The organism is Amycolatopsis sp. CA-230715 (assembly GCF_018736145.1).
Classification (GTDB): domain Bacteria; phylum Actinomycetota; class Actinomycetes; order Mycobacteriales; family Pseudonocardiaceae; genus Amycolatopsis.
In genome coordinates this window covers 22,465-44,603 of record NZ_CP059997.1, presented here as the reverse complement: position 1 = coordinate 44,603, position 22,139 = coordinate 22,465, and the positions used below count along the sequence as shown (strand labels likewise).

Below are 22,139 nucleotides of genomic sequence, written 5' to 3'. Positions count from 1 at the left end.
TTCGGCGCGGGCGCGGTTTCCGGGCGGGGTGCGCACCCCGCCCGGAAACCCGTGTCCGGAGCATGATCCGGTAGGTACCGTGTCGGTATGGGTGTTCAGCGAGTTCCCGGGTACTGCACGCTCTGCAAGTCGCACTGCGGCTCCGTTTCGGTGGTCGACCGCGATCGCCTGCTGGCCGTCGAGCCGCTCGACGGGCACCCGAGCGGCGGCGCGCTGTGCGCGAAGGGCAGGGCGATGCCCGAGCTGGTCGCCAGCCCGAAGCGGCTGCTGCACCCGCTGAAGCGGACGAACCCCAAGGACGCCGCCGATCCCGGCTGGGTGCGGGTGGGCTGGGACGAAGCGCTCGACGAGATCGCGGGCAGGCTCGCGGAGATCCGCGAGGAGAGCGGGCCCGAGTCGGTCGCGTTCGCGGTGACCACGCCGAGCGGCACGCCGATGGTCGACGGCAGCGAGTGGGTCAACCGGTTCGTGCAGTCCTTCGGCAGCCCCAACACCGTGTACGCCACCGAGATCTGCGGCTGGCACAAGAACTTCGCGCACGCGTTCACCTTCGGCAAGGGCATCGGGACGCCGGACTACCGCGCGGCCGAGCTGATCGTGCTGTGGGGCCACAACCCCGCGCGCACCTGGCTCGCCCAGGCCAGCGCGATCGCCGAGGCGCGCCGCGACGGCGCGAAGGTGGTGGTGGTCGACCCGAAGCGCGGCGGGAGCGGGCAGCAGGCCGACCAGTGGCTGCGCATCCGGCCCGGTGCCGACGCGGCGCTCGCGCTCGGGGCGGTCAACCACTTGATCGGCGGCGAGCACTACGACGCGGAGTTCGTCCGGTCCTGGACCAACGGGCCGTTCCTCGTCGACTCCGAGACCGGGGACGTGGTCCGGGAGAACGGCGGATTCCTGGTGTGGGACAACGCTTCCGGGGCACCGCGGCGCTACGACACGAGCCGGGCGCTGAGCGCGCCGCACGACGTCGCGCTGCACGGCCGGTTCCGGCTCGCCGACGGGCGGGCCGTGCGCCCCGCCTTCGATCTGCTCGCCGAGCACGTGGCCGAGTGGACGCCCGCCAAGGTCGCCGAGACCACCTGGATCGAACTCGCCGAGGTCACCGCGTTCTACGCGATGCTGGCGAAGTACCGGCGGGTCGCCTACTACTCGTGGACCGGGGTCGGCCAGCACACCAACGCCACGCAGACCGAGCGGGCGATGAGCGTGCTGTACGCGCTGCTCGGCAGCTACGACCGCGCGGGCGGCATCCGCTGGCTGGACAAGCACCGGCCGAACCCACTGGCGGACTTCGCCGCGCTGCCCGCCGAGGTGCGGGAAAAGGCGTTGGGCAAACAGGAAATGCCGCTCGGCCCGCCCGCGCAGGGGCACGTGACCGCGCGGGACTTCCGCCGCGCCGTGCTGGACGGCGAGCCGTACCGCGTGCGCGCGATGATCGGGTTCGGCGCGAACATGGTGGTGTCGCAGGGATCCGCCGACGAGAACCGCAGGGCGCTGCGCGCGCTGGAGTTCCAGGTGCAGTGCGACCTGTTCGAGAACCCGACCGCGGCGACCGCGGACTTCCTGCTGCCGGTGTGCGCGCCACCGGAGCGAGACGGGTTGATGATCGGCTTCGACAACAGCGCGGACGGCGAGGAACTGGTCCAGCTCCGGCCGCGGATGATCCCGCCCGCCGGTGAGTCCCGTTCGGACTACGACATCGTGACCGGGCTGGCGGCGAGGCTCGGCATGTCGGGGGATTTCTTCGGCGGCGACGTGGACGCGGGCCGGAACCACCAGCTCGCCCCGCTCGGCCTCACCGTCGACGAACTGCGGGCGAACCCCGGCGGGATCAGGGTGCCGATCGACCAGCGCGAGCGGAAGTACGCGACCGAGCTGGCCGACGGCACGGTGACCGGGTTCGGCACCGAATCCCGCCGCGTCGAGCTGTATTCGGGGCTGCTGCGGCGGCACGGGCAGCCCGCGCTGCCCACCTTCGTCGAACCGGACGGGATCGCGCCCGGCGACGCAGCGTTCCCGTACGTGCTGACCACCGCGAAGAACGGCCACTACACGCATTCGTCGCTGCGTTCGCTCGCCTCGCTGCGGCGCCGTTCCCCCGATCCCGGCGTCGACATCAGCCCGGCGCTCGCCGCGCGACGCGGTCTCGCCGAAGGGGACTGGGCGATCGTCCGCACGCCGGACGGGGAAGCGCGGCTGCGCGTGCGGCTCGACGACAGCCTCGACGACAGGGTGGTGATCGCCGAGCACGGCTGGTGGGACGACCAGGCCCCGCTCGCCACGCCCGGCCTCGCCGCGCTGGGACGGCGGACCAGCAACATCAACGCCGCGCTGTCCGACCGCAGGCGCGACCCGATCAGCGGATCGGTGCCGCTGCGGGCGGTCGCCTGCGACCTGGTCAGGGACGCCGAGACCTCGGCGGGCAACTGGGCAGGCTGGCGCGCGTTCGTCGTCACCGGGCGGACCCCGGTGGAAAACGGCGCGTTGTCGCTGACCCTGCGCCCCGCCGACGGCGGCGAGCTGCCCGAGTTCCGGCCTGGCCAGAACGTGACGGTCAGGGCGCCGCGACTGGGCACCCAGCGCGCGTACTCGCTGACGAACGGGACCGGCGACCTCCGCATCGCGGTGAAGAACATCGGCGGCCGCATGTCGGCGCACCTGCACACCGCCGGCGAGGACGTGCTGGAGCTGAAGGCGCCGACCGGCACGTTCACCCCGCCCGTCGGCGGGAACCGCACCGTGCTGTGTATCGGCGGCGGAATCGGGATCACGCCGTTCCTCGGGTACCTGGAAACGCTCGCCGAGGGCAGGCCGGTGCCGCCGCGGGTGCGCGTGGTCTACACCCATCGCGGCGAGGAGGGGGAGACCCCGATCGCGGACCGCCTCGCCGAGCTGGCCGCTGGCCTGCCCGGTGTCGAGCTGGTCCGGCACGTGACCGGCGAGGGCACCGGCCGGTTCACCGTGGACGAGCGGCTCGACGAGTTCCTCGCCACCGGGCCGGTGGTCTACCTGTGCGGGCCCGCGGCGATGATGGCCGAGCTGACCGAGCAGCTCGCCGCGCGCGGGGTCGACCGGTTCGACATCTTCGGCGAGGAGTTCTTCACCGAGGTGGAGGTGCCGGAAACCCTGTCGCCCGCGACCGTGCGGTTCACCCGCTCCGGCAGGGAAATCGTCTGGACGCCCGAGTCCGGCACCCTGCTCGACGCGGCCGAGTCCGCCGGGATCCGGCTCGGCAGCGGCTGCCGCACCGGGGTGTGCGAATCCTGCCGCGTCGAAGTGCGGCGGGGCGAGATCACCCATTTGTCCACAGTGGACACTGTGGCGGGCAGCTGCCTGACCTGCCAGGCCATCCCTCTGTCCGATGTGGACATAGAAGCATAGGCGCGCTCGGCTCGACGGCTCGCTGCTCGGCGCCCTGAAGGTGGCTTTCGGGGCATCTGGCGCCCCGAAAGCCACCTTCAGGGCATCGTCAAGCCGCTCGGCCACCCGCGCCGCACGCCGTCTCTCGACGGCAGGGTGGCTGATGCGGGTCGCGCTGTTCGGCATCGGCTTCATCGCGATCGGCGGCGAGTGGTTCCAGATGTGGCGGTCCGGCAAGTGGAACGGCCTCCAGTCCGCGCTGCAGAACTTCCTGATCGCCGCGGCCAGCATCGTGCTCGCCCACCTGCCCGAGAAGAACCGCGCACCGGAATGAGCCGGGGCGAAATCGATTTCGGTACCGCCGCATTGGTTCCCCGGGAAACCGCCGTTGGTTACCAACGGTGGAACGGGTCCACGGGACCGGCAGTTTCCCACAACGCGCCCGGATACTTTCCTTGCGCATTGAAACTAGTTGATCGGGAGCGCGGGCGCTGATGCTGCCACCTGCCGTTTCCTGTTCTGCCAGCACGTTCACGCGATGGGGCAGGCGTACGGGCGGACTTTCGAACGCGGCGGTAATCCACCGGTAACAGCCCGGCAAGGCGAACAGGCTAGCGAACACCCTCGGTAACGAAATCTCAATGAATATGGCGAGAATTTCAAGGAGCCGCCCATAATCGGCGATAACCCACCTTCGAAGGTGGTACTGTCACCGCAATCCCGGTATAAAGGTCCGCACCAGTCAACTGGTCTGGACCACTGTGGAGGGCTGAACCACATGCCGACAGAACCACCGCGTCCTGTGGTCCGCCCGGTCGGCTCGGCGGAGAAGACCCGTGCTCGCCGCTCTCGTGCGGTGTCGCGCCGTGCCGCCCGGCGAGACACCGCGTCCCTGGAGGAATCATGTACCGGCTCGACTCGGCCCGTGATCACGTGCTCGGGCTCTTCCGCATCGTCGTCGGCTTCCTGTTCGCCTGCCACGGCCTGAAGACCCTGTTCGGGGTCCTCGGCGCGAAGGCGCCCGCGGTGGTCGGCACCTGGCCAGGCTGGTGGGCGGCGCTCATCCAGCTCGTAGGAGGTGCGCTGGTCCTGCTCGGCATCGGGACCAGGGTCGCCGCGCTGATCTGCTCGGGCTCCATGGCCTACGCCTACTTCAGCTCGCACGCGCCCGACGGGTTGCTGCCCATCGGCAACGGCGGCGAGCCCGCCACCCTGTTCTGCTGGGCGTTCCTGCTCATCGCGTTCACCGGGCCTGGCCGCTTCGCGCTCAGCTCGCTGGTGGTCCCGGCGCGGTCGCGGGCCGAGTCGCCGTCGGTGTCCGCGACGCGCACCGAATGAGCGTTTTCGGGGCTGCGTAACGATTATCAGCCCGTCCCTGATGGCACCGAAGTGAATTCCGGGCGACGGGGATCCATCCCGTCGCCCGGTGCCGGTGACCCGTCGCCACCGCAGTAGGCTCGGGCAACATGATCGACCGGGAAACTCCTGCCGTGGTCGCCTTTCTCGGCGGTGGTGTGCTCGCCCTGCTGCTGGCCGTGCCGTACCTCGCCTGGAGCTACCGGCGCCGCGGGGAATTCGGTCTCGGGCACATGGTGCTCGCACTCGGCTGCCTCGTGTACGCGCTGGCCTTGTGGACCTACACGTTGCTGCCGGTCCCCGACACGACGCCGGAGTGGTGCGCGCGGCACGCCACCGAGCCGCAGCTGCGGCCGTTCCAGTTCCTCTCGGACATCCGCGCCGAGGCGACCGGGCCCGGCCTCGGTGCCCTGCTGCGAAACGGTGCGCTGCAACAGGTTGTGCTGAACGTCGCGCTGTTCGTGCCGCTCGGCATGTTCGGCAGGCACCTGTTCCGGCTTCGGCCGCTGGTCGTGGTGGCCGCGGGGTTCGGTATGTCGCTGTTCATCGAATGCACGCAGCTGACCGGGGTCTGGGGCCTCTTCGGCTGCTCGTACCGGTTGTTCGACGTGGACGACCTGCTGGTGAACACCACCGGCGCGGTACTCGGTGTGGTGATGGCACCGGCACTGCGCCTCGTTCCGTGGCAGCGGGTCCGGCTCGCGCCCACCGAACCGCGCCCGGTGACGACGCGGCGGCGGCTGCTCGGCGCCTTCCTCGACGCGCTCTTCGTGACGCTGCTCTCGGGCGTGCTGCTCGCCGGGCGCGCGGTCGTCGCGCTGCTCCGCCACCACCGGGCCGACCCCGATCCGGATCTCGACTGGCTGCTGAGCTACGCGATCCCGGTCGCCGCGCTCCTGCTCTTCGTGCCCTTGGCCGGGCGCGGCGCGACGATGGGGCAGCGGATCGTGCTGCTCGCCCCGGTCGGTCCCGACGGGGAGCCGCCGAGTTCGTGGCGGCTGCTGCTGCGGTTCGCCGGTGGCACCGGCGGGTACTTCACGCTGGTGTCGTGCGGCCTCGACTTCGCCGCCATGGTGTTCGTCCTCGTGAGTCTCGTCCTGCTGTGGCGTCCCCGCGACCACCGCGGGCTGAGCGGGCTGGTCTCGGGGCTGCGGGTGATCGATGCCCGCGCCCGCCGCGTGAAGGAAGCCGAGACCGAAGACGGGGCAATGGCCCGCGGCTGACCGTCAGTTCACGGGAACCTCACGATGTGCTTTCGTTTTCCCGAAGGGACTTCAGCGCGGGGAGGGCGCCTGCCGATGGGAACGGGGACGGTTCCCGCACTGCCCCGGAGGTGGCCATGACCCAGGCGACCGCACGCCCGCAGGACACCCTCGTCCACTCGTACCTCTTCCTCCGCAGGGCCATCGGCGTGATCGGTGTCGCGCTGCCATTCGTGCTCGTGCTCGGGAAGTTCGTCGTCGACGGCGGTGGCCTGCTCAACTCGATCAGCAGCTACTACCACACGGATCTGCGGGACGTCTTCGTCGGCGCCATGGTGGCGACCGGGGTGTTCCTGTTGTCCTACCGGGGTTATGACCGGCTCGACGAGATCACCGGCGACATCGCGGCCGTCGCCGCCATCGGTCTCGCCGTCTGCCCGACCACGCCAGCGGATCCCACCGCCACGGACCGGACGCTCGGCACCCTGCACCTGGTGTTCGCCGGGGTCTTCTTCCTGTCGCTGGCCTTCTTCTGCCTCGTCCTGTTCACCAGGACGGACAAGACCGAACCCACCGAGCGCAAGGCGCAGCGCAACTTCGTCTACGTCGTCACCGGGTGGACGATCGTGGTGTGCCTCGTGCTCATCGCGGTGTGCAGCGCGTTCTTCTCCGCGGAGCTCGCGTCCCTGCACCCGGCGCTGTGGCTGGAGGCGATCGCGATACTGGCCTTCGGGTTCGCCTGGCTGACCAAGGGTGACGCGATCCTGCGCGACCTGCCGCGCGAGTGACCCGGCCAACCGGGTAGGAAACCCTTGCCCGGCACGGGTTTCCTACCCGGCGGGGGAGTCGGCCCCGGTGTCGGCGAGGAACCGCGTCAGCGCTTCGGCGAGACGCTCCGGCTGGTCTTCGGGAATGAGCGTCGCCGAATCGGCGATCTCGACGAGCTTGCCCTGTGGCAGCAGATCGGCGAGCCTGCGGCCGTGCCCGGCTGGCATCATCCGGTCGTCGGCCGCCCAGACGACGAGCGCGGGCCGGTCGAATTCGCACAGGCGCGCGGTCCAGTCGAGCAGTACCGCGCTCCGCGGTGACGAGGTCGCGAACTTGACGAGGTCGCGGAGGATCTCCTTGTCGCGCGTCGCCGGGGCGAACCAGTCGTCGAGCACGTCGCCGGGGATGCCGCGCTTGCTCAGTTCGCCGTACTTGTGGCGGAAGAGCTTCGTGCGGAAGAGCTTGGTCATCAGCCGGGGCCCGCCGGGGACGCGGCAGAGCGCCACCAACGGCCTGGCCGGTTTCGGCGGGAAGTTGTCGAAGGCCTCGCAGGCCACCATGACGAGCCTGCCGACCCGCTCCGCCTTGCCTTCGGAGACCACGAACTGCGGCCCGCCCCAGTCGTTCATGACGAGCGTGACGTCGGTCAGGTCGAGGCGCTCCAGCAGTTCCGCGAGCAGGAGCGCCTGGCCGCGCTGGGAGAGGTCGGCGTCGGCGTGCATCGGCTGCCGGTGGGCGCCGAGCGGCAGTGTCGGCAGCACGCAGCGGTAGCCGGGGAGCAGCGGCACCACCTTGCGCCACTGCGATTCGTTCATCGGGAAGCCGTGCGTGAACACCAGCACGGGGCCGGTGCCGCCGGTGTCGGCGTAGTCGATCGGCCCCGCGGACAGTTCGATCCTGGGCATCGCGTCTCCACTAGATAGATCGTTCTACTGGGGTTAGGCTAGGGTATCGGCAGGACGTTGTCGAGGAGGCGAACACGTGGCAAGCGGGCAGGCCGGGGCGCAGGACACCCGGGCGAGGGTGCTGGAGGCCGCCGGGCAGTTGTTCCGCCGCAAGGGGTACACGGGCACGGGTCTCAAGCAGATCGCCGCCGAGTCGCACGCGCCGTTCGGCTCGATCTACCACTTCTTCCCCGGTGGCAAGGAACAGCTCGCCGACGACGTCATCCGCGTTTCCGGCCCCGAGTACGGGCAGCTGGTGATGTCGTTGCTGGACAGCGTCCCCGATCCGATCGAGGCGCTCGGCTTCGCGTTCCGGATGGCGGCCGAGCAACTCGCCGCCACCGACTACGAGGACGCCTGCCCGATCGCCACCATCGCGCTGGAAGTGGCCAGCACCAACGAAAAGCTGCGCATCGCCACCTCCGACGTCTTCGACGCGTGGATCACCGGGGCGACCGCGTGGTTCGGGCGTTTCGTACCGGACCAGGAGCGGGCGAAGACGTTGGCGTACGCCATGATCAGCATGCTGGAAGGCGCGTTCGTGCTGGCGAGGGCGGCGCGCAGCGGGGAGCCGCTGCTCGCCGCGGGGCGGTCGATCGCGGATCTCGCCCGCGCCGCGATGGACGCGGACTAGGGCCTGTGTCAAAGTGCTTTGCGTGGCGGTGCGGGTAGCGGAACCTCAGGCGGCCCCTCACTCCGGGATCTCCACCTCATGACCGCCAGGTCACCACGGTGGAGCTGTCCTCGCGAGGAACCACCTGAGAACCCGCGGCGGTGCAAGGTGACAGCCCACTCAAGTGGCTACGCCACTTCGATACAGACTCTAGGCCCAGGTCAGCTCAGTTTCACCGTGGGCGTGCGCTGGTCCATCCAGGTCGCGAGGTCGAGGAACCGTTCGAGGCCAGCCCGCTGGAGGTTGGTGATGCCGGAAACCGTTGCCCCGGCGGCGGTCCGCACCTGCTCGCGGTCGTAGAAGTCCAGCACCGCGTGATCACCGGCGATCAGTGCGCGCGCCTGTTGCTGGATCGCGGCGAGGTAGGCCGGGTCGTAGGTGCCCGGGTAGCCGCTCTTCTTCCGGTTCGCCACCGATTCCGGCAGCACGTCGCGGGTCGCGCCGCGCAGGATGCTCTTTTCCCTGCCGTCGTAGGTCTTGAGCGACCACGGCGTGTTGAACACGTACTGCACCAGCCGGTGATCGCAGAAGGGCACGCGGACCTCGAGCCCGACGGCCATGGACATCCGGTCCTTGCGGTCGAGCAGGGTCTGCACCATCCGGGTCAGGTGCAGGTAGCAGACCTCGCGCATCCGGCGTTCGAGCCCGGTCTCGGAGTCCTTGTGCGGTACCTCGCGCAGCGCTTCCCGGTACCGGTCGGCGGTGTAGGCGTCGAGATCGAGCGCGGCGGCGACCTCCGGGGCCAGCAGGCCGCCGCGGTTGATCGGCGAGTTCTGGTTGGCCAGCCAGGGAAACGTCTCGGCTTCGCGCTGCTCGTTGTGGAACCACGGGTAGCCGCCGAACACCTCGTCCGCCGACTCACCCGACAGCGCTACCGTCGACTGGCCGCGGATCGCCTTGAACAGCAGGTACAGCGAGTTGTCCCGGTCGCCGATCCCCGAGGGGATGTCCCGCGCGCCGACCGCGGCGGCCCGCACCGAAGGATCGGCGAGCGCGGCACCGTCGAGCACGATGTCCTCGTGTTCGCAGACGATGTGGTTCGCGACCGCGTGCACGTACGGGGTGTCCTGTGTCGGCGCGACCTCCTCGGCGCGGAAGTTCTCGGCCTGGTTGGGGAAGTCGACGGCGAAGCTGCGCACCACCTCGCCGTGTTCCTGCAACTGCGCCGCGGCGATCGCGGTCATCGCCGACGAGTCGAGCCCGCCGGAGAGCAGCGTGCACCGCGGCACGTCGGCGACCAGCTGTCGCCGGATGATGTCGTCGAGCAGGTCCCGCACGTGCGCCACGGTGGCTTGCCGGTCGTCCCGGTGCTCGCTGACTTCCAGCCGCCAGTAGCGGGTTTCCCGCAGCCCATTGCGGTCCACTGTGGCCAGATGCCCCGGGCGCAGCTCGCGCATGCCGTTCCAGACGGCGTGGCCGGGGGTCTTAACGAACCCGAAGATCTCGCGCAGCCCGTCGAGGCTGACGGTGTGGTCGGCGAGCGGGTTGGCCAGGATCGCCTTGGGCTCGGACCCGAAGAGCACGCCGTCCTCGGTTTCGAAGAAGTAGAACGGTTTGATGCCCATCCGGTCGCGGATCATGACCAGCTTGTCGGCGCGGCCGTCCCAGATCGCGAAGGCGTACATGCCGTTCAGGTGGTCGGCGAGCGCCTCGCCCCACTCCACGTAGCCGCGCAGCACCACCTCGGTATCGGAGTCCGTGGTGCACGTGATCCCGCGACGGCGCAACTCGTCGCGCAGCTCGGTGTAGTTGTAGGCCTCACCGGAATAGACCATCGCCACCGTGCCGTCCGGCGTGTCGACGGTCATCGGCTGGGTGCCGCCCGGCAGGTCGATCACGGCCAGCCTGCGGTGCCCGAGTGCCGCGTGCTCCGCGTACCACGTGCCGGAATCGTCCGGGCCGCGGCACGCCATCGTCGCGGTCATGGCGTCCAGTTCGGACGCCTGCCCGCGCAGGTCGCGGCGGAACGAGACCCAGCCGGTGATGCCACACACGGTAACCTCCTTATCACCACAAGATGTTGCCGATGCTAACTATCAGCCCTCGCGGCAGGCTTCCGCCATACGACAGACGGGTGGTGATCGGGTCGCCGCCGCCGGAGATCGCCCACGGTGGCGGATACCGTGCCAATTCCCCTTTTTCGGGTGCCGTTCCCGCCTTTGGTCCATTGTGGACTGTGCACGGTGGCGCGGAAGTGCCTACGATGGCGGTATCGGACTTCGGGAGGTGGCGTGTTCGGCCTCAGTGTGGAGCATCTGCTGATCCTCCTGGTAGCGGCGTTGTTCATCCTCGGCCCCGAACGGCTGCCCGAAGCCACGCGGTGGCTCGCGCAGGCCGTGCGCAAGGTGCGCGAGTTCGCCGCCGGTGCGCGCGAGGAGGTCCGCGCCGGGATCGGTCCGGAACTGGACGAGCTGCGCAAACCGCTGGAAGATCTGCGGTCGCTGCGCGACTTCGACCCGAAGACGGCACTGGACCGGTACCTGACCGCCGACGCCCCCGCCGCGCCTGCCGGGTCGGTCCGAAGTGGACGGTCACCGGTCGACCCGGACGCCACCTGACCCTCGTCGCGGTTCGGGCAACGAGCGGGCGGTCGAACACTTCAGGCGGCTGGCTCGGCCGGCGCTTTCGCCGCGGCGCGCTGCCGCCGTGCGAGCACCGCCGAGCGGACGACGCCGAGGGCGATGAGCGCGCCGGCCGCGGTGAGCAGCCCGTCGAGCACCGGTTCGACCTCGCCCGGCCCCCTGCTGTCGAACTGACCCCGCGGATCGAAGACCACCGGCACGTGATCGTGCACGTGGACGTTCCAGCCGCCATAGGGGGCGCCCCGCAGCGGCGTGCCGTCGAGGGTGGCCACCGCGAAGCCGTGGGTGTGTGAACAGGAACTGCACCCGGTGTCGCGGGAAGCGAACGCGGGCGGGTCGAGCACGATCTGCGTGATCACCGCCTCCGTGGTCTCTCCGCGCAGCGACAACACCAGCGACTGCACGAAGAATGGGCCCGCGAGCAGGAGGAACACGCCGTAGAAGGCGGTGCCGAAGACACCGAGCAGGGCGGGCGTGCCGGCACGGCCGACCACGAACGCGAGTGCGAGGAGCAGCCCGGCCGAGCCCCACAGCCACGGGGCGCCGGAACCGAGGTGCGCGGTTTCCCGGTACAGCCCGACTCCCGCGAGCGCCAGCACGACCGCGGTCAGCGCGAACGTCCCCGGCCAGCCGCCACGGCCGAAGAACCGGTTCGGGCCGGTGGCGTCCGGAGCCGCGGGAATCCGGGCGAGCACGCGGTGGGTGATCGGGAGCCGGATCGCGGTCACCCCGGTTTCCGCGTCGGTGACCGGTTCGACCCTGCCCCGGACGAGTTCCAGCACCCGCCTGCCGAGCGGCCACAGCGCTGCCAGCGCCACGACACCGCCGAACACCAGTTGTCCCACCGCGGGCGTGCCGGGCGCGCGCGGATCCTTGCCGGGCGCGGTGATCATCAGCGCGGTACCGAAGAGCACCACCAGCGCGCTGAGCACCGAAACCGGGCCGCTGAGCACGCGCCACCGCTGCGAGGGGTGCAGCCGCCCGACGAGATTCACCTGGTCGGCATCGGCATTCGTCATGTTCGCTACCACTTTCACCACAAAACCGTTCCCGCGCACACCGCTCGCGCGATCGCACTATACGGTCACGGTGATTTCCCTGCCAACGGGTGCCGGAAATTCCGGTCGATTACGGCAACCTGATCGCATTCGGCCTGGAGTGTCCGTTAACGGGCGAATACGGCCGTCCTGGAATGGGAAGCCCGATTCGATTCCCCCGACGATTCCCGCCGACGCGGTCAGGGGGCACGGACCGGCACCCGGCCGTCCTCCGCCGCGGCGACCTCGGCGAACGCCCGCAGCAGTGCGGGCAACGTGATCGCGCTGCTCTTCGTCGCGGGCGACAGCGGGCTGTTCTTCCTGTTGCCGCTGCGACCGCAGAACGGCCTCGGTGTAAGCCCGCTGGTCGGCGCCGCGCTCCACGAAGTCCTCGAGCGCGACGCGGGCTCCGCCTCCGGCGCCATCCAGACCCTCATGCAGGTCGGTGTCGCCTTCGGGGTCGCCGTGATCGGACCGTGCACGCGGAGGGCGTGCTCGCCCCGGCCGACCGGCGGAACCGTGCACGCCGCCCAGCCCATCCGGTCTTTGTCCACTTTGGACATAGCAGGATGCCGGTCAGTCGACGCAGGGGACACCGCCGCCGTCGACGGTGCCGCCCTGCGGCGGTGGCGGCGGTGCGGGTGGGCTCGAGGGTGCGCCGGGCGGGCTGTCCGCGCCGTGCGGTCCGAGCGCGGCGGGGAGCGCGAAGCCGGTGCCGAGCGTGATCCGCACGTGGCCTCGGGGCAGGTGCGTGTCCTGGCTGACCGGGAGGCCGCCGAGCAGTTTCGCGGCCGAGGACGCGTCGTCTGTCGCGCCGGTCCCGTAGGCGACCGAAGACGTGGTACTGGCGAGGTTGCGCAGGTCGCCGGTGCGGAACCCGAAGGGCGCGAGCGCCTGCGCCACGGTTGCCGCGAGGCCGTTCTTCCCGGTCGCGTTGCGCACGTCGATCGTCGAGGACGCCCGCACCGACGGGGACGGCGGGGCGGGCGCGGTCATGCCGAACGCGGTGCGCACCGCGGCCCGCACCTGCGCCACGTCGACCTTGTTGACCTCCTGGCCGTTGACCTTCTCGAAGCCCTGGACGGGCAGCGTGGAGAACTCGAGGTTGCCGCCGGTCAGGTTCCGCGCCTGCTGGGCGAAGGACAGGATGTCCCAGCCCGCCGACACCACGACGTCCTTGCGCGCGGTGTCGATGAGGTCCTGCAGCTTGCCGAGATCGGTGAACGTGCCCGCGTCGCGCAGCTTGTGCGTGACCGAGGCGAGGAACGCCTGCTGCCGGTGCGTGCGGTCGAGATCGCCGTTGTCGAGACCGTGCCGCTGCCGCACGAACGACAACGCCTGCGAGCCGTTCAGCGTCTGGCGGCCAGCGGGGAAGTTCGCGCCGGAGTAGTCGTCGTGCACGGGGTGGTTCAGGCACACCTCGACGCCGCCGAGCGCCGTCGCGAGGTCGTAGAACCCGGCGAGGTTGACCTCGGCGAACCGGTCGATCGGCACGTCGAGGAAGTCGCGGACGGTGTCCAGCGTTTCCTTCCGGCCCGCTTCGCGGCCCTTCGTCTCGAGTTCGGCGCCGGAGACGCCCTGTTTCGCGAGCCCTTGTTCGGCGTAGTACTTCGCCAGCCCGTAGGCCTCTTTGATCTTGGCGTGGGTGTAGCCGGGGATGCTCTTCACCGTGACGTAGTCGTCGCGCGGGATGGACACCGCGCTCGCCCTGCCGCCGCCGGCGGGGAGGTGGATCAGGATCAGCGTGTTCGTGTTGTAGCCGCCTTCGGTGCCGTCCCCGGCGTGCAACTGGTCGAGGATCTCCTTCGGCAGCTGGTTGCCGTCCTGGTCCTTCCGGGAGTCGAGCCCGATCAGCAGGATGTTCAGCGCGCCGTCCGCCGACCTCGGGCCGCCGGGGTCCAGCGCGTCCGAGGTGTGCAGGCCGGTCAGCAGGCTCGTCATCATCGTCGACGCGATCCCGGTGCCGACGAGCACCAGCAGGGACACCAGTCCGACGGCGACGCGGGCCGCCGTCCTCGTCCGGCGGCGCGCCGGTGGCCTGTTCGGTTCGCGGTGCACATCGACCTCCATGACCCGGCAGCGGCCGCTTTCCGGTGGCAGAGGCCGTTTCGGTGGTAGACGCGCGGCGCCGCGCCGGGTTGATCATGGGACGCGGTGAGACCGGCCACAGGGACTGTTCAGCCGGTGAGCGCGTGGACGGTGGCGTACCCGAGCAGCGCGGCGCCGAGGCACGCGACGACCGTGGTGACGACGTTCATCGCGGCGTAGAAGTAGGCCTTCCGCTCCACCAGCCGCAGCGTCTCGTAGCTGAACGTGCTGTACGTGGTGAGCGCGCCGCAGAACCCGGTGCCGAGCAACGCGGACAGCGGTGCCGGTACCGCGAGGCCCGCACCGGCCAGCCCGCCGAGGAGCAGGCACCCGATCAGGTTGACGCTGAAGGTCCCCCACGGGAACAGGCTGTCGTGGCGGCTCTGCACGGCGCGGTCGGTGAGGTACCGCAGCGGGGCGCCGATCATCGCGCCCGCGAAGACGATCGCGACGGTCACGAGCGCGCTCCTTCCCGGTGGCGCACGGCTTCCCGCCCGCTCGTCACCGTCCTGGTGAGCCAGACCCCGCCGATGACCGCGAACATCGCGCACAGCAGCGTTCCCGCAAGGTAGCCGAAGGCGACGCCGATGCTGCCCGGCGTCAGCAGCCCGCGGGTTTCCACGGCATAGGTGGAAAAAGTGGTGAAACCGCCGAGGAATCCGACGCCGAGGAACGGGCGCACGAGGTAGTGCGCCGAGAAGGTCTCGGTGATCAGGACCATCAGGACGCCGATCAGGAAGCAGCCCGCGACATTGGTGAGGAAGGTGGCCACCGGGAATTCACCTGGCCCTGCGGGGAGCAGTTCGGCGAGACCGTAGCGGGAGATCGCGCCGAGCCCGCCGCCGATCGCGATCACGAGCAGGACGACGCCGTGCGATCGCGCCAGTTCTCGCCGCTGCGCCGGGACCCGCAGATCGATATCCGGGTCGACGAGTTCACCTGATTCGTTCTCGCCGCTCACACGTACCTCCTACTTGAGTCCAAGACGATACTGGTCAAGCAGGGACCGTTGGCGGCGCGAGGTGCTGCGGTTCTTCCGGTTTCCCGGAGCGGCGAGCCCCACCGCCGCGTCGCCCCGAGTGTAGCCGAGGCGGTTTCCCGGTGCGGCACACCGGTCCGAACCGGACGGTACGGTCCACAGTGGAGAGTCAGGTCACGCGCGAGACCCGGTAGGCGACCCCGCCCTCGACCAGGTACCCCGATCCCACGCAGACGAGGTCGTTCAACCACGCGTAGCGCTCGTCCCCGGTCTCGAAGAGCGGAGTGGTCCGGAAGTAGTACCTGGCGGGGTCGACCCGGTGCCGTTCGCGGGGATCGGCGAGTTCGGCTCGCACTTCGGGCGGGGTCCGCCAGCGGCCGCCGTAGGTCATGTGCACGAGTGCGCCGTCGTGGGTGCGCAAGGTCAGCCGGACATCGAGCCCCATCGTGCCGTCCGGGCGGAACAGTGCCCAGTCGCCGCCGGTCGCGAGCACTTCGCCGCGCAGGTCGCGGCCGCGGAAGGAACCGCCCGCGGCGCCGAAGAGCACACGCTTGCCGCACGGCCCGCCGCCGAGGTCCAGTGGCGGGTGGAGATCCACGACGAGATCGAAGAAGTGTTCCGTGGTGAGGTCGCCGATCGCCTTCACCCGCGCGTCCGCGGTCATGCGGCTGCGCCCGTTTCCCCGAAGAGCGTCCGGCGGACCGCGTCCGTGGAGACGCCCGACTGGGCGCACAGTTCGGCCAGATCGAAGAAGAACCGTTCGTGCGCGATCAGGTTCTCGCGGAACGAGAACTGGACGAATACCGGCAGCTCGGCCGTCCTGCCGCGGGGGAGCACGCCGAACCGGTCGCCGGTCATGGTCAGCCGCGCGGTTCCCCAGCACACCAAGGTGTTCTCGCCCGCCGCGTGCCCGGTCAAAACGACGTGATAGTCCGGAAAGGAGCGGAAGAACCGGGTCAATGCCTTCTCGTTCTCGGCCAGTCCCCGCGCCTCGGTTCCGAAGGCGGGGGTTTCCAGCACCATGTCGCGGTGGAAGAGCCGCATGGCCGCGGGCAGGTCCTGCTCGCTCTTCGCGGTGGCGAGCGCCTGTGCCAGTTCGATCATTCTCCGAGGGTTCACGAGAAAAACAATACGGTCGATCGTATGTATAAACAACCCGCCGAGCGCCCGTTCGGCGGATCGAAGGCCATACCTCTGCACAGGCGGGTACCCGGCCCGATATCGTCGCTGGCGATGATGACTCAGCCGCGCCGCCCAGTACTGACGGGTCTCCCCGGTCCGGTTCCGGCGAATTCGCCGGGCTGGGCTGGCCGGAAGGTCCGGTTGCGCGAGGTCCTGCCGGTCGACCACCGGACGCTGACCGGCTTCGACCGCGACGCGGCGCGCGAGGAAACGCCGCAGGTGGGCGGATATCGCCACTGGGCAGCGCACCGCTCGGGCGCCGGGGATTCGGGCGACACCCGTCAGTTCGCGATCGAGACGCTGCGCGGCGGCCGGATGCTGGTCGGGTCGTTGTGCGTCACCGAAGCGGACCATTCCGCCGACGTGTTCAGCTACGGCGTCGGGATCGGGGCGCGGCACCGGCGGTGCGGGTACGCGGGCGACGCCATCATCGTCCTGCTCTCGTTCATGTTCGCCCAGCGCCGCTACCGCAAGTGCGAGGTGAGCATCTACGGCGGGAACCTCGCGTCGCTGTCGCTGCACGGCGGGCTCGGCTTCCGGGAGGAAGGCCGCCTCCGCGACACCGAGCTGGCGCTCGGTGGCATCAAGTACGTGGTGAGGATGGGCATCACGGCCTACGAGTTCGCCGAACTCCACCCGAACCTCACCCCGGACGGCCCGCCGGAGCGATCGCGGCGCGGCAGGCATTCGCGCGCCACTCGCGGCCGCCACTGGAACTCCGAGCGCGTGCGATAACCAGGGGCGCGGCGGCGGGATCTTTGCCAGGATGGCCGCCATGTCCCGTGGCATCACGCTGATCCGCTCGTCCACCCTGTCCGACGTCGCCGAGTACGCCTACGCCGCCACGGCCCCCGCCGACGCGCGGCTGATCTTCCTCGCCGGGTCCTGCCCGTTGAACGAGGACGGATCCACCGCCGCGATCGGGGACTACGCCGGCCAGGCCGCGAAGGCCGTGGAGAACCTGCGGATCGCGTTGTCCGAGGCCGGTGCCGAACTGCCCGACGTGATCAGCACGAGGGTCCTCGTCGCGTCGACCCGCCAAGCAGACCTGGTGGCCGCCTGGGAAGTGGTCAGGGACGCCTTCGGCGACCACGACGTGCCGAGCACGCTGCTGGGCGTCACCGTGCTCGGCTACGACGATCAGCTCGTGGAAATCGAGGCCGTGGCCGCCGTTCTCGACTCCTGAGGGCGCGGTACCGGATCGTCCAGCCGAGCAGCACCCCGAGCACGGCCAGTTCGACGACCGTGGACAGCCCCGCCGTCACCGCCGGCGGCAGCACGAAGATCAGCACCACCCGCACCAGCGACTCGCCGAGCAGGCCGCAGCCCCACACCAGCGTCTGCACCGTGTGGGCCCGCTTGTCGTCCGTCGCGGCCTCGCCGTGCAGCCTGCGCGCCAGGTACCAGGTCGCGGGCCTGCCGACCGCGCAGCCGACCAGGAACACCAGCCCGGCGAGCCCGCTGGTCGCCGGGTCGCGCAGGAGGAGCACGCGCTCGTCCTCGGCGAGGTAGGCGATCGCGAGCATCAGCCCGTACGAACCGAGCATGAACGCCGACAGCACTTCGGCTTCGCGCCGGACCACCATCGTTCCCGTCAGCCAGGCCGCGGCCACCACCGTCGCCACGACCAGTGCCGGGCGGGTCGCCACCCCGGCGAGCAGCGAGCCGTAGTAGGCCAGCGGGGCGAGCCCGAGGTCGAAGCCGAGCCGGATCAGCCGGGTCACCACGTCACCGGCAGCGCGTGCAGGCCGAAGATCTCCGATGAGTACTTGAAGGGCAACGCTTCGGCGTCGACAGCGAGGCGGAGCCCGGGGATCCGCTCGAACAACGCGCGGTAGGCGATCTCCAGCTCGGCGCGCGCCAGATCGGCGCCGACGCAGCGGTGCGCGCCGTGCCCGAAGGCGAGGTGCCGCGGGGTGGCGCGGTACGGGTCGAATTCGTCTCCGCGGTCGAACGCCCGCTCGTCGCGGTCGGCGGTGGCGCCGAGCACGACCACGCCGTCACCCGCCCGGATCAGTTCGCCGCCGATCTCCAGATCGGCCGCCGCGACCCTGGTCAGCACCGGTTCGCCGATCGAGTGGTACCGCAGCAGTTCCTCGACCACCGCGGGCCAGCCGAGGTCGCCTTCGCGCAGCGCGGCCAGCACGTCCGGCCGCTGCAGCAGCGTGACCACGCCGAGCCCGATCATGCTCGCGCTCGTTTCGTGCCCGGCGATGAGCACGATCGTGGCCAGGGAAGCCACTTCGGCACGGGTCGCCGGTCCGGCCAGCAGCCTGCTGATCAGGTCGTCGCCCGGATCCGCGGCCTTCGCTTCGACGAGGTCCACGAGGGAAGCGCGCAGCTCCATCAGCGCCGCGCCCTGGCTCGCCGCCGGTTCGTCGAGATCGGTCGCGATCCGGGTCCGCGACTGGAAGAACTCGTGATCGGAGTACGGCACGCCGAGCAGGGCGCAGATCATCAGCGACGGGACCGGCAGCGCGAAGTCGCGCACCAGGTCGCGCGGTCCGCCCTCGGCGAGCATGCCGTCGAGCAGTGTGTCCACAATGGAGTGCAGCCGGGTGCGCTTCGCCCTGACCGCCCGGAGGGTGAACTCCGGGGTGAGCAGGCGCCGGAACGCGCCGTGCTCGGCGCCGTCCATGTCGATCAGCACCCGCCGCACCGCGGACTCCCTGGCCGCGGGATGCCCCGGCGCGGTGGAGTCGGCGCTGATCCTCGGGTCGGCGAGCACCTCGCGCGCTTCCGCCTGCCTGGTCACCAGCCACGTCGTCCGGCCGGCCGCCGACCCGATTTTGGCCAGCGGCGCCCGTGCCCGCAGCTCGGCGTATTCGGACGGCGGTGCGTGCGGGCAGCTGCGCCGCACCGGGAAACCCTCGAAAGTCGTCACGCCGCAGACGCTACGAAGCAGTGGGGGTGCCGCGGGACCACTCCAGGGTGGAGATCGGGGTGGAGCCGACCGACCGTCCACTGAGGACTGTGAGTGGAGACCGCTGCGCTGTCCATTGTAGACGTCTTGCGTGGGGCGTGGCCGCCGGTATCGTCGGGCGCATGCCGTTTCCCGATGAGCTGGCTCCGGTCGAGGTGGTCGGCTACCGCCAGGACTGGCCGCTGGAGTTCGAACGGGTGGCCGGGATGCTCACCGCCGCGCTCGGGGACCTCCCGGTCGCGATCGACCACGTCGGTTCGACGTCGGTGCGCGGCCTCGCCGCGAAGGACTGCATCGACGTGCAGGTCAGGGTGCGTTCGATCGACGAAGCGCGCGCGGACGCGCTGTTCTCCGCGATCGGCTTCCGGTGCCGTCCCGAGCCGTGGAACCGGGTCGAGGTGTCCGGCGGGATCCAGTGCGCCAAGCTCGTCTTCGCGCCACCCGCCGGAGCCCGCAGGTGCAACGTCCACCTCCGGGAGAGCGGCGGCCCGAACGCGCGCTTCGCGTTGCTGTTCCGCGATTACCTGCGCGCCGAGGAATCCGTGCGCGGGGCGTGGGGCGCGTTCAAGCAGCGGCTGGCCGCGAGCGCGCCGGACCTGGCGGACTACGGGCAGATCAAGGCCCGCGCCACCGAGGTGCTGATGGCCGGTGCCGAGCGCTGGGCGGCCGACACCGGGTGGACGGTGCCCTGACGGGACGACACATCGGATGTCTTGACCGGTGTTCCGCTGACCGGTCATCGCCAACCCGGCCTTTTCCCGTGCCTGCAAAGAAGCTCTTTGTGAGTCTTGATCGCCGATACCCCGCCTGGTAGGTGTGATAGGTATAGACATCAGATGACCGGAGGGTCCGATGCGGGACGAAGGCCGGATCAGTCGTCGCACTCTGCTCACCGCCGCGGGCTTCGCCGCCGGGCTCACCGCGCTACCCGCCGCTGCTCGTGCCACCGGCCGCATTCCTTACCTGGCAACGGGTTCCTCGCTGACCGCGCATCCCGTCGCGCCGTGGTTCGCGGCGGCCAAGTTCGGCGTCTTCATCCACTGGGGCGCCTACGCCGTGCCCGCGTGGGGCGACGCGAGGCACAGCGCCGAATGGTACTCGTACGCGATGAACGTCGCGGATCCCGCCAGGGGCACCGGCACGCGCGAACACCACCTCCTGACCTACGGCCGCGACGCGGACTACGACGCGTTCCTGCCGCGGTTCACCGCGCGCCGGTACGACCCGCGTGACTGGGTCCGGTTGTTCCAGGAGGCGGGCGCCCGCTACTTCGTCCTCACCGCGAAGCACCACGACGGGTTCCAGCTCTTCGGAAACGCGGTGTCGGACCGCAATTCGGTGGTGCTCGGCCCGCGCCGCGACCTCGTCGGGGAGCTCTTCTCCGCGGCCGAGCACACCGGCCTGAAGCGCTGCCTCTACTACTCCCTCGGCGAGTTCTACAACCCCGCGCTGGGCACTCCGCCGAGAAACCCTTACACCGGCGTGGAAATCCCGTACACGGGTTATCGCCCGGTCGCCGACTACGTGACCGGTTACGAGCACGCGCACCTGAAAACGCTCATCGACCGCTACGACCCGGACCTGCTCTGGGCGGACGGCCAGGGGTACCACGAGTTCGGCGGCGGCCCGATCTTCCGGCCGCGGGTGTGGGACTGGCGCAGCGACGAAATCCTCGCCTACTTCTACAACCAGGCGGCCAACCGCCCGCGCCCCAAGGACGTAGTGGCGAACGACCGGTTCGAAGCCTCGCACGCCGACTACGTGACGGTCGAGGGCGACAAGGCGTACGTGCCGCGCCCCGCGCCGTGGGAGGCGTGCCTGACCATGGGAAGTTCTTGGGGCTACAGCGAAAACGAGGATCCGGCGAAGATCAAGCCCTCGGCGCGCCTGCTCGCGCTCCTGGTCGACATCGTCAGCAAGAACGGCAACCTGCTGCTGAACATCGGCCCGCGCGCCGACGGCACGATCCCCGGCTGGATGCGCCGCCGCCTGACCGACATCGGCGCGTGGCTGCGGGTGAACGGCCGCGCCGTCTACGGATCCGTCCCGTGGCTGCGGTACGGCGACGGGGAACTGCGCTACACGCGGACGCGCGACGCGTTCCACGTCATCGCGCCGTCGTGGCCGGGACGCTGCCTCGCGCTCCCCGGCGACCTTCCGATCGGCGCGGGGTCCCGCGTGCGCCTGCTCGGCGGGCACGGTGCGCCGCTGCCGTGGGCGAGGACGTCCGGCGGGATCGTCGTCGACCTGCCGCGCCTGCCCGGTGGGGTGCGCGAGGAGTTCCCGGTCGTGCTCGCCGTCACGGCTCGCTGACGTGGTTCCCGTCCGGCGGGGGAACGGGGGAAGGGGCCTGGTCGGAGAGCCGGACGTGGGGGTCGAGTTCGACGCCGCCCGCGCGGAGCGTGTCGTCGAGGATCCGCCAGATCCAGTGGGAGAGCAGACCCGCGAGGTCGGTGAGTTCGATCTGCCGCGGGTTTTCCAGCCAGCGGGCGGTGGTGGATTCGACGAACCCGACGATGCCGAAGGCGAGGGCGTCCGCGATCCGGGAGTCCAGCTCGAAGATCGTCAGATAGTGCTCGAACAGCACGGTGAGCTGCCGCGCGATGGTCGTCTTGACGTCGGTGACCGCGTCGCGGCCGTCGCGCCTGCCCGCATGGGAGTGCCGGGTCAGGTAGCGGTAGAGGTTGCCGTGCCCGGCGAGCCAGCCGGTGTGCGCGCCGACCGCCGTGGTGATCATCTGCATCGGGGTCGAGGTCAGCTCCCACAGCGGGGTGAGCTCGGCGGTGATCAGCTCCGCGGCGCGGTCGGCGATGGTGCGCTGCAGATCGGCGGTGTCGTCGAAGTGCTTGTACAGCCGCGTGCGCACGACGCCCGCTTCGTCGGCGATCTGCTCGGTGGTCACCTCGGGGCCGTGCTCAGCGATCGCGCGCAAGGCCGCGTCGACGAACTCGCGGCGGCGGCGTTCGCGCTGCCCCGCCCACCGTGCCGCGCGGCCGTCCGGACGGCGCGGGCTGCCTGAGGGCGTCATCACGGGAAGTGTATCGG

General features: G+C 70.4%; 23 protein-coding genes. 11 read left to right on the top strand and 12 right to left on the bottom strand.

What is annotated here, in order from left to right; all coding sequences use genetic code 11:
* Nucleotides 1-87 precede the first annotated feature (87 nt).
* The 5 genes from HUW46_RS00225 to HUW46_RS00205 all read left to right on the top strand — a co-directional run bounded on the left by HUW46_RS00225 (nucleotide 88) and on the right by HUW46_RS00205 (nucleotide 6,706).
* A complete protein-coding gene (locus HUW46_RS00225) occupies nucleotides 88-3,381 on the top strand; it encodes a molybdopterin-dependent oxidoreductase (protein ID WP_215545315.1) in 3,294 nt (1,097 codons plus the stop codon).
* Between the two features lie 40 nt (nucleotides 3,382-3,421).
* Entirely contained in the window at nucleotides 3,422-3,694 is a 273-nt protein-coding gene (locus HUW46_RS00220; RefSeq protein WP_254125651.1) for a DUF2165 family protein, read from the top strand.
* Nucleotides 3,695-4,263: 569 nt separating this feature from the next.
* Complete coding sequence (locus HUW46_RS00215; protein ID WP_215545314.1) at nucleotides 4,264-4,698, top strand: DoxX family protein; 435 nt, start codon at nucleotides 4,264-4,266, stop codon at nucleotides 4,696-4,698.
* 128 nt (nucleotides 4,699-4,826) lie between these two features.
* Nucleotides 4,827-5,939, top strand: coding sequence for a VanZ family protein (locus tag HUW46_RS00210; protein WP_215545313.1), 1,113 nt, complete (start codon nucleotides 4,827-4,829; stop codon nucleotides 5,937-5,939).
* 116 nt (nucleotides 5,940-6,055) lie between these two features.
* Nucleotides 6,056-6,706 carry a DUF998 domain-containing protein gene (locus HUW46_RS00205; protein ID WP_215545312.1) on the top strand — a complete coding sequence of 217 codons (651 nt, stop codon included), beginning with the start codon at nucleotides 6,056-6,058 and terminating at the stop codon, nucleotides 6,704-6,706.
* 42 nt (nucleotides 6,707-6,748) lie between these two features.
* Here the strand turns inward: HUW46_RS00205 and HUW46_RS00200 are convergent, their stop codons facing one another.
* Complete coding sequence (locus HUW46_RS00200) at nucleotides 6,749-7,591, bottom strand: alpha/beta fold hydrolase (protein ID WP_215545311.1); 843 nt, start codon at nucleotides 7,589-7,591, stop codon at nucleotides 6,749-6,751.
* 76 nt (nucleotides 7,592-7,667) lie between these two features.
* Between HUW46_RS00200 and HUW46_RS00195 the strand changes: the two genes are divergently transcribed.
* The gene (locus HUW46_RS00195; protein WP_254125649.1) at nucleotides 7,668-8,264 is read left to right on the top strand and encodes a TetR/AcrR family transcriptional regulator; all 597 of its coding nucleotides are present in this window, start codon (nucleotides 7,668-7,670) and stop codon (nucleotides 8,262-8,264) included.
* A 200-nt stretch (nucleotides 8,265-8,464) separates the two neighbouring features.
* Here the strand turns inward: HUW46_RS00195 and asnB are convergent, their stop codons facing one another.
* Nucleotides 8,465-10,297: an asparagine synthase (glutamine-hydrolyzing) gene (gene asnB / locus HUW46_RS00190; RefSeq protein ID WP_215545310.1), complete on the bottom strand. Its 1,833-nt coding sequence runs from the start codon at nucleotides 10,295-10,297 to the stop codon at nucleotides 8,465-8,467.
* Nucleotides 10,298-10,534: 237 nt separating this feature from the next.
* Here asnB and HUW46_RS00185 point away from each other — a divergent pair, with 237 nt between their 5' ends.
* Complete coding sequence (locus HUW46_RS00185; protein ID WP_215545309.1) at nucleotides 10,535-10,861, top strand: twin-arginine translocase TatA/TatE family subunit; 327 nt, start codon at nucleotides 10,535-10,537, stop codon at nucleotides 10,859-10,861.
* A gap of 41 nt (nucleotides 10,862-10,902) precedes the next feature.
* Here the strand turns inward: HUW46_RS00185 and HUW46_RS00180 are convergent, their stop codons facing one another.
* The 7 genes from HUW46_RS00180 to HUW46_RS00150 all read right to left on the bottom strand — a co-directional run bounded on the left by HUW46_RS00180 (nucleotide 10,903) and on the right by HUW46_RS00150 (nucleotide 16,093).
* Nucleotides 10,903-11,904: a hypothetical protein gene (locus HUW46_RS00180; protein WP_215545308.1), complete on the bottom strand. Its 1,002-nt coding sequence runs from the start codon at nucleotides 11,902-11,904 to the stop codon at nucleotides 10,903-10,905.
* Between the two features lie 218 nt (nucleotides 11,905-12,122).
* Nucleotides 12,123-12,485, bottom strand: a complete 363-nt coding sequence (locus HUW46_RS00175; protein ID WP_215545307.1) for a hypothetical protein — start codon at nucleotides 12,483-12,485, stop codon at nucleotides 12,123-12,125.
* Between the two features lie 13 nt (nucleotides 12,486-12,498).
* Nucleotides 12,499-13,980 (bottom strand): LCP family protein, encoded by a 1,482-nt coding sequence (locus HUW46_RS00170; protein WP_215545306.1) that lies wholly within the window; start codon nucleotides 13,978-13,980, stop codon nucleotides 12,499-12,501.
* A 119-nt stretch (nucleotides 13,981-14,099) separates the two neighbouring features.
* Nucleotides 14,100-14,468: a fluoride efflux transporter CrcB gene (crcB, locus tag HUW46_RS00165; RefSeq protein ID WP_215545305.1), complete on the bottom strand. Its 369-nt coding sequence runs from the start codon at nucleotides 14,466-14,468 to the stop codon at nucleotides 14,100-14,102.
* The gene (locus HUW46_RS00160; protein ID WP_331477209.1) at nucleotides 14,465-14,971 is read right to left on the bottom strand and encodes a fluoride efflux transporter FluC; all 507 of its coding nucleotides are present in this window, start codon (nucleotides 14,969-14,971) and stop codon (nucleotides 14,465-14,467) included. Before HUW46_RS00160 ends, crcB begins: the two co-directional genes overlap by 4 nt.
* Before the next feature lie 187 nt (nucleotides 14,972-15,158).
* Complete coding sequence (locus HUW46_RS00155) at nucleotides 15,159-15,653, bottom strand: DUF3237 domain-containing protein (RefSeq protein ID WP_215545304.1); 495 nt, start codon at nucleotides 15,651-15,653, stop codon at nucleotides 15,159-15,161.
* A complete protein-coding gene (locus HUW46_RS00150; protein WP_215545303.1) occupies nucleotides 15,650-16,093 on the bottom strand; it encodes an ester cyclase in 444 nt (147 codons plus the stop codon). Before HUW46_RS00150 ends, HUW46_RS00155 begins: the two co-directional genes overlap by 4 nt.
* 129 nt (nucleotides 16,094-16,222) lie before the next feature.
* On the opposite strand from HUW46_RS00150, the gene HUW46_RS00145 reads away from it, so the two are divergent.
* Nucleotides 16,223-16,906: a GNAT family N-acetyltransferase gene (locus HUW46_RS00145; RefSeq protein ID WP_254125647.1), complete on the top strand. Its 684-nt coding sequence runs from the start codon at nucleotides 16,223-16,225 to the stop codon at nucleotides 16,904-16,906.
* 40 nt (nucleotides 16,907-16,946) lie between these two features.
* On the top strand, nucleotides 16,947-17,357 hold the full coding sequence (locus tag HUW46_RS00140; RefSeq protein ID WP_215545302.1) for a RidA family protein: 411 nt from the start codon (nucleotides 16,947-16,949) through the stop codon (nucleotides 17,355-17,357).
* On the opposite strand, the gene HUW46_RS00135 is transcribed toward HUW46_RS00140, so the two are convergent.
* Both HUW46_RS00135 and HUW46_RS00130 read right to left on the bottom strand, forming a co-directional pair.
* Nucleotides 17,290-17,895 carry a VC0807 family protein gene (locus tag HUW46_RS00135; RefSeq protein ID WP_215545301.1) on the bottom strand — a complete coding sequence of 202 codons (606 nt, stop codon included), beginning with the start codon at nucleotides 17,893-17,895 and terminating at the stop codon, nucleotides 17,290-17,292. The genes HUW46_RS00140 and HUW46_RS00135 overlap by 68 nt on opposite strands.
* Nucleotides 17,892-19,055: a cytochrome P450 gene (locus HUW46_RS00130; protein WP_254125645.1), complete on the bottom strand. Its 1,164-nt coding sequence runs from the start codon at nucleotides 19,053-19,055 to the stop codon at nucleotides 17,892-17,894. Before HUW46_RS00130 ends, HUW46_RS00135 begins: the two co-directional genes overlap by 4 nt.
* 161 nt (nucleotides 19,056-19,216) lie before the next feature.
* Between HUW46_RS00130 and HUW46_RS00125 the strand changes: the two genes are divergently transcribed.
* Together HUW46_RS00125 and HUW46_RS00120 are read left to right on the top strand one after the other, a co-directional pair.
* On the top strand, nucleotides 19,217-19,786 hold the full coding sequence (locus tag HUW46_RS00125; protein ID WP_215545300.1) for a GrpB family protein: 570 nt from the start codon (nucleotides 19,217-19,219) through the stop codon (nucleotides 19,784-19,786).
* A 160-nt stretch (nucleotides 19,787-19,946) separates the two neighbouring features.
* Nucleotides 19,947-21,407: an alpha-L-fucosidase gene (locus HUW46_RS00120; RefSeq protein ID WP_215545299.1), complete on the top strand. Its 1,461-nt coding sequence runs from the start codon at nucleotides 19,947-19,949 to the stop codon at nucleotides 21,405-21,407.
* Here HUW46_RS00120 and HUW46_RS00115 read toward each other — a convergent pair.
* Nucleotides 21,394-22,122 (bottom strand): TetR/AcrR family transcriptional regulator, encoded by a 729-nt coding sequence (locus tag HUW46_RS00115; protein ID WP_215545298.1) that lies wholly within the window; start codon nucleotides 22,120-22,122, stop codon nucleotides 21,394-21,396. The two genes, HUW46_RS00120 and HUW46_RS00115, sit on opposite strands and share 14 nt — an antisense overlap.
* Nucleotides 22,123-22,139: the final 17 nt, after the last annotated feature.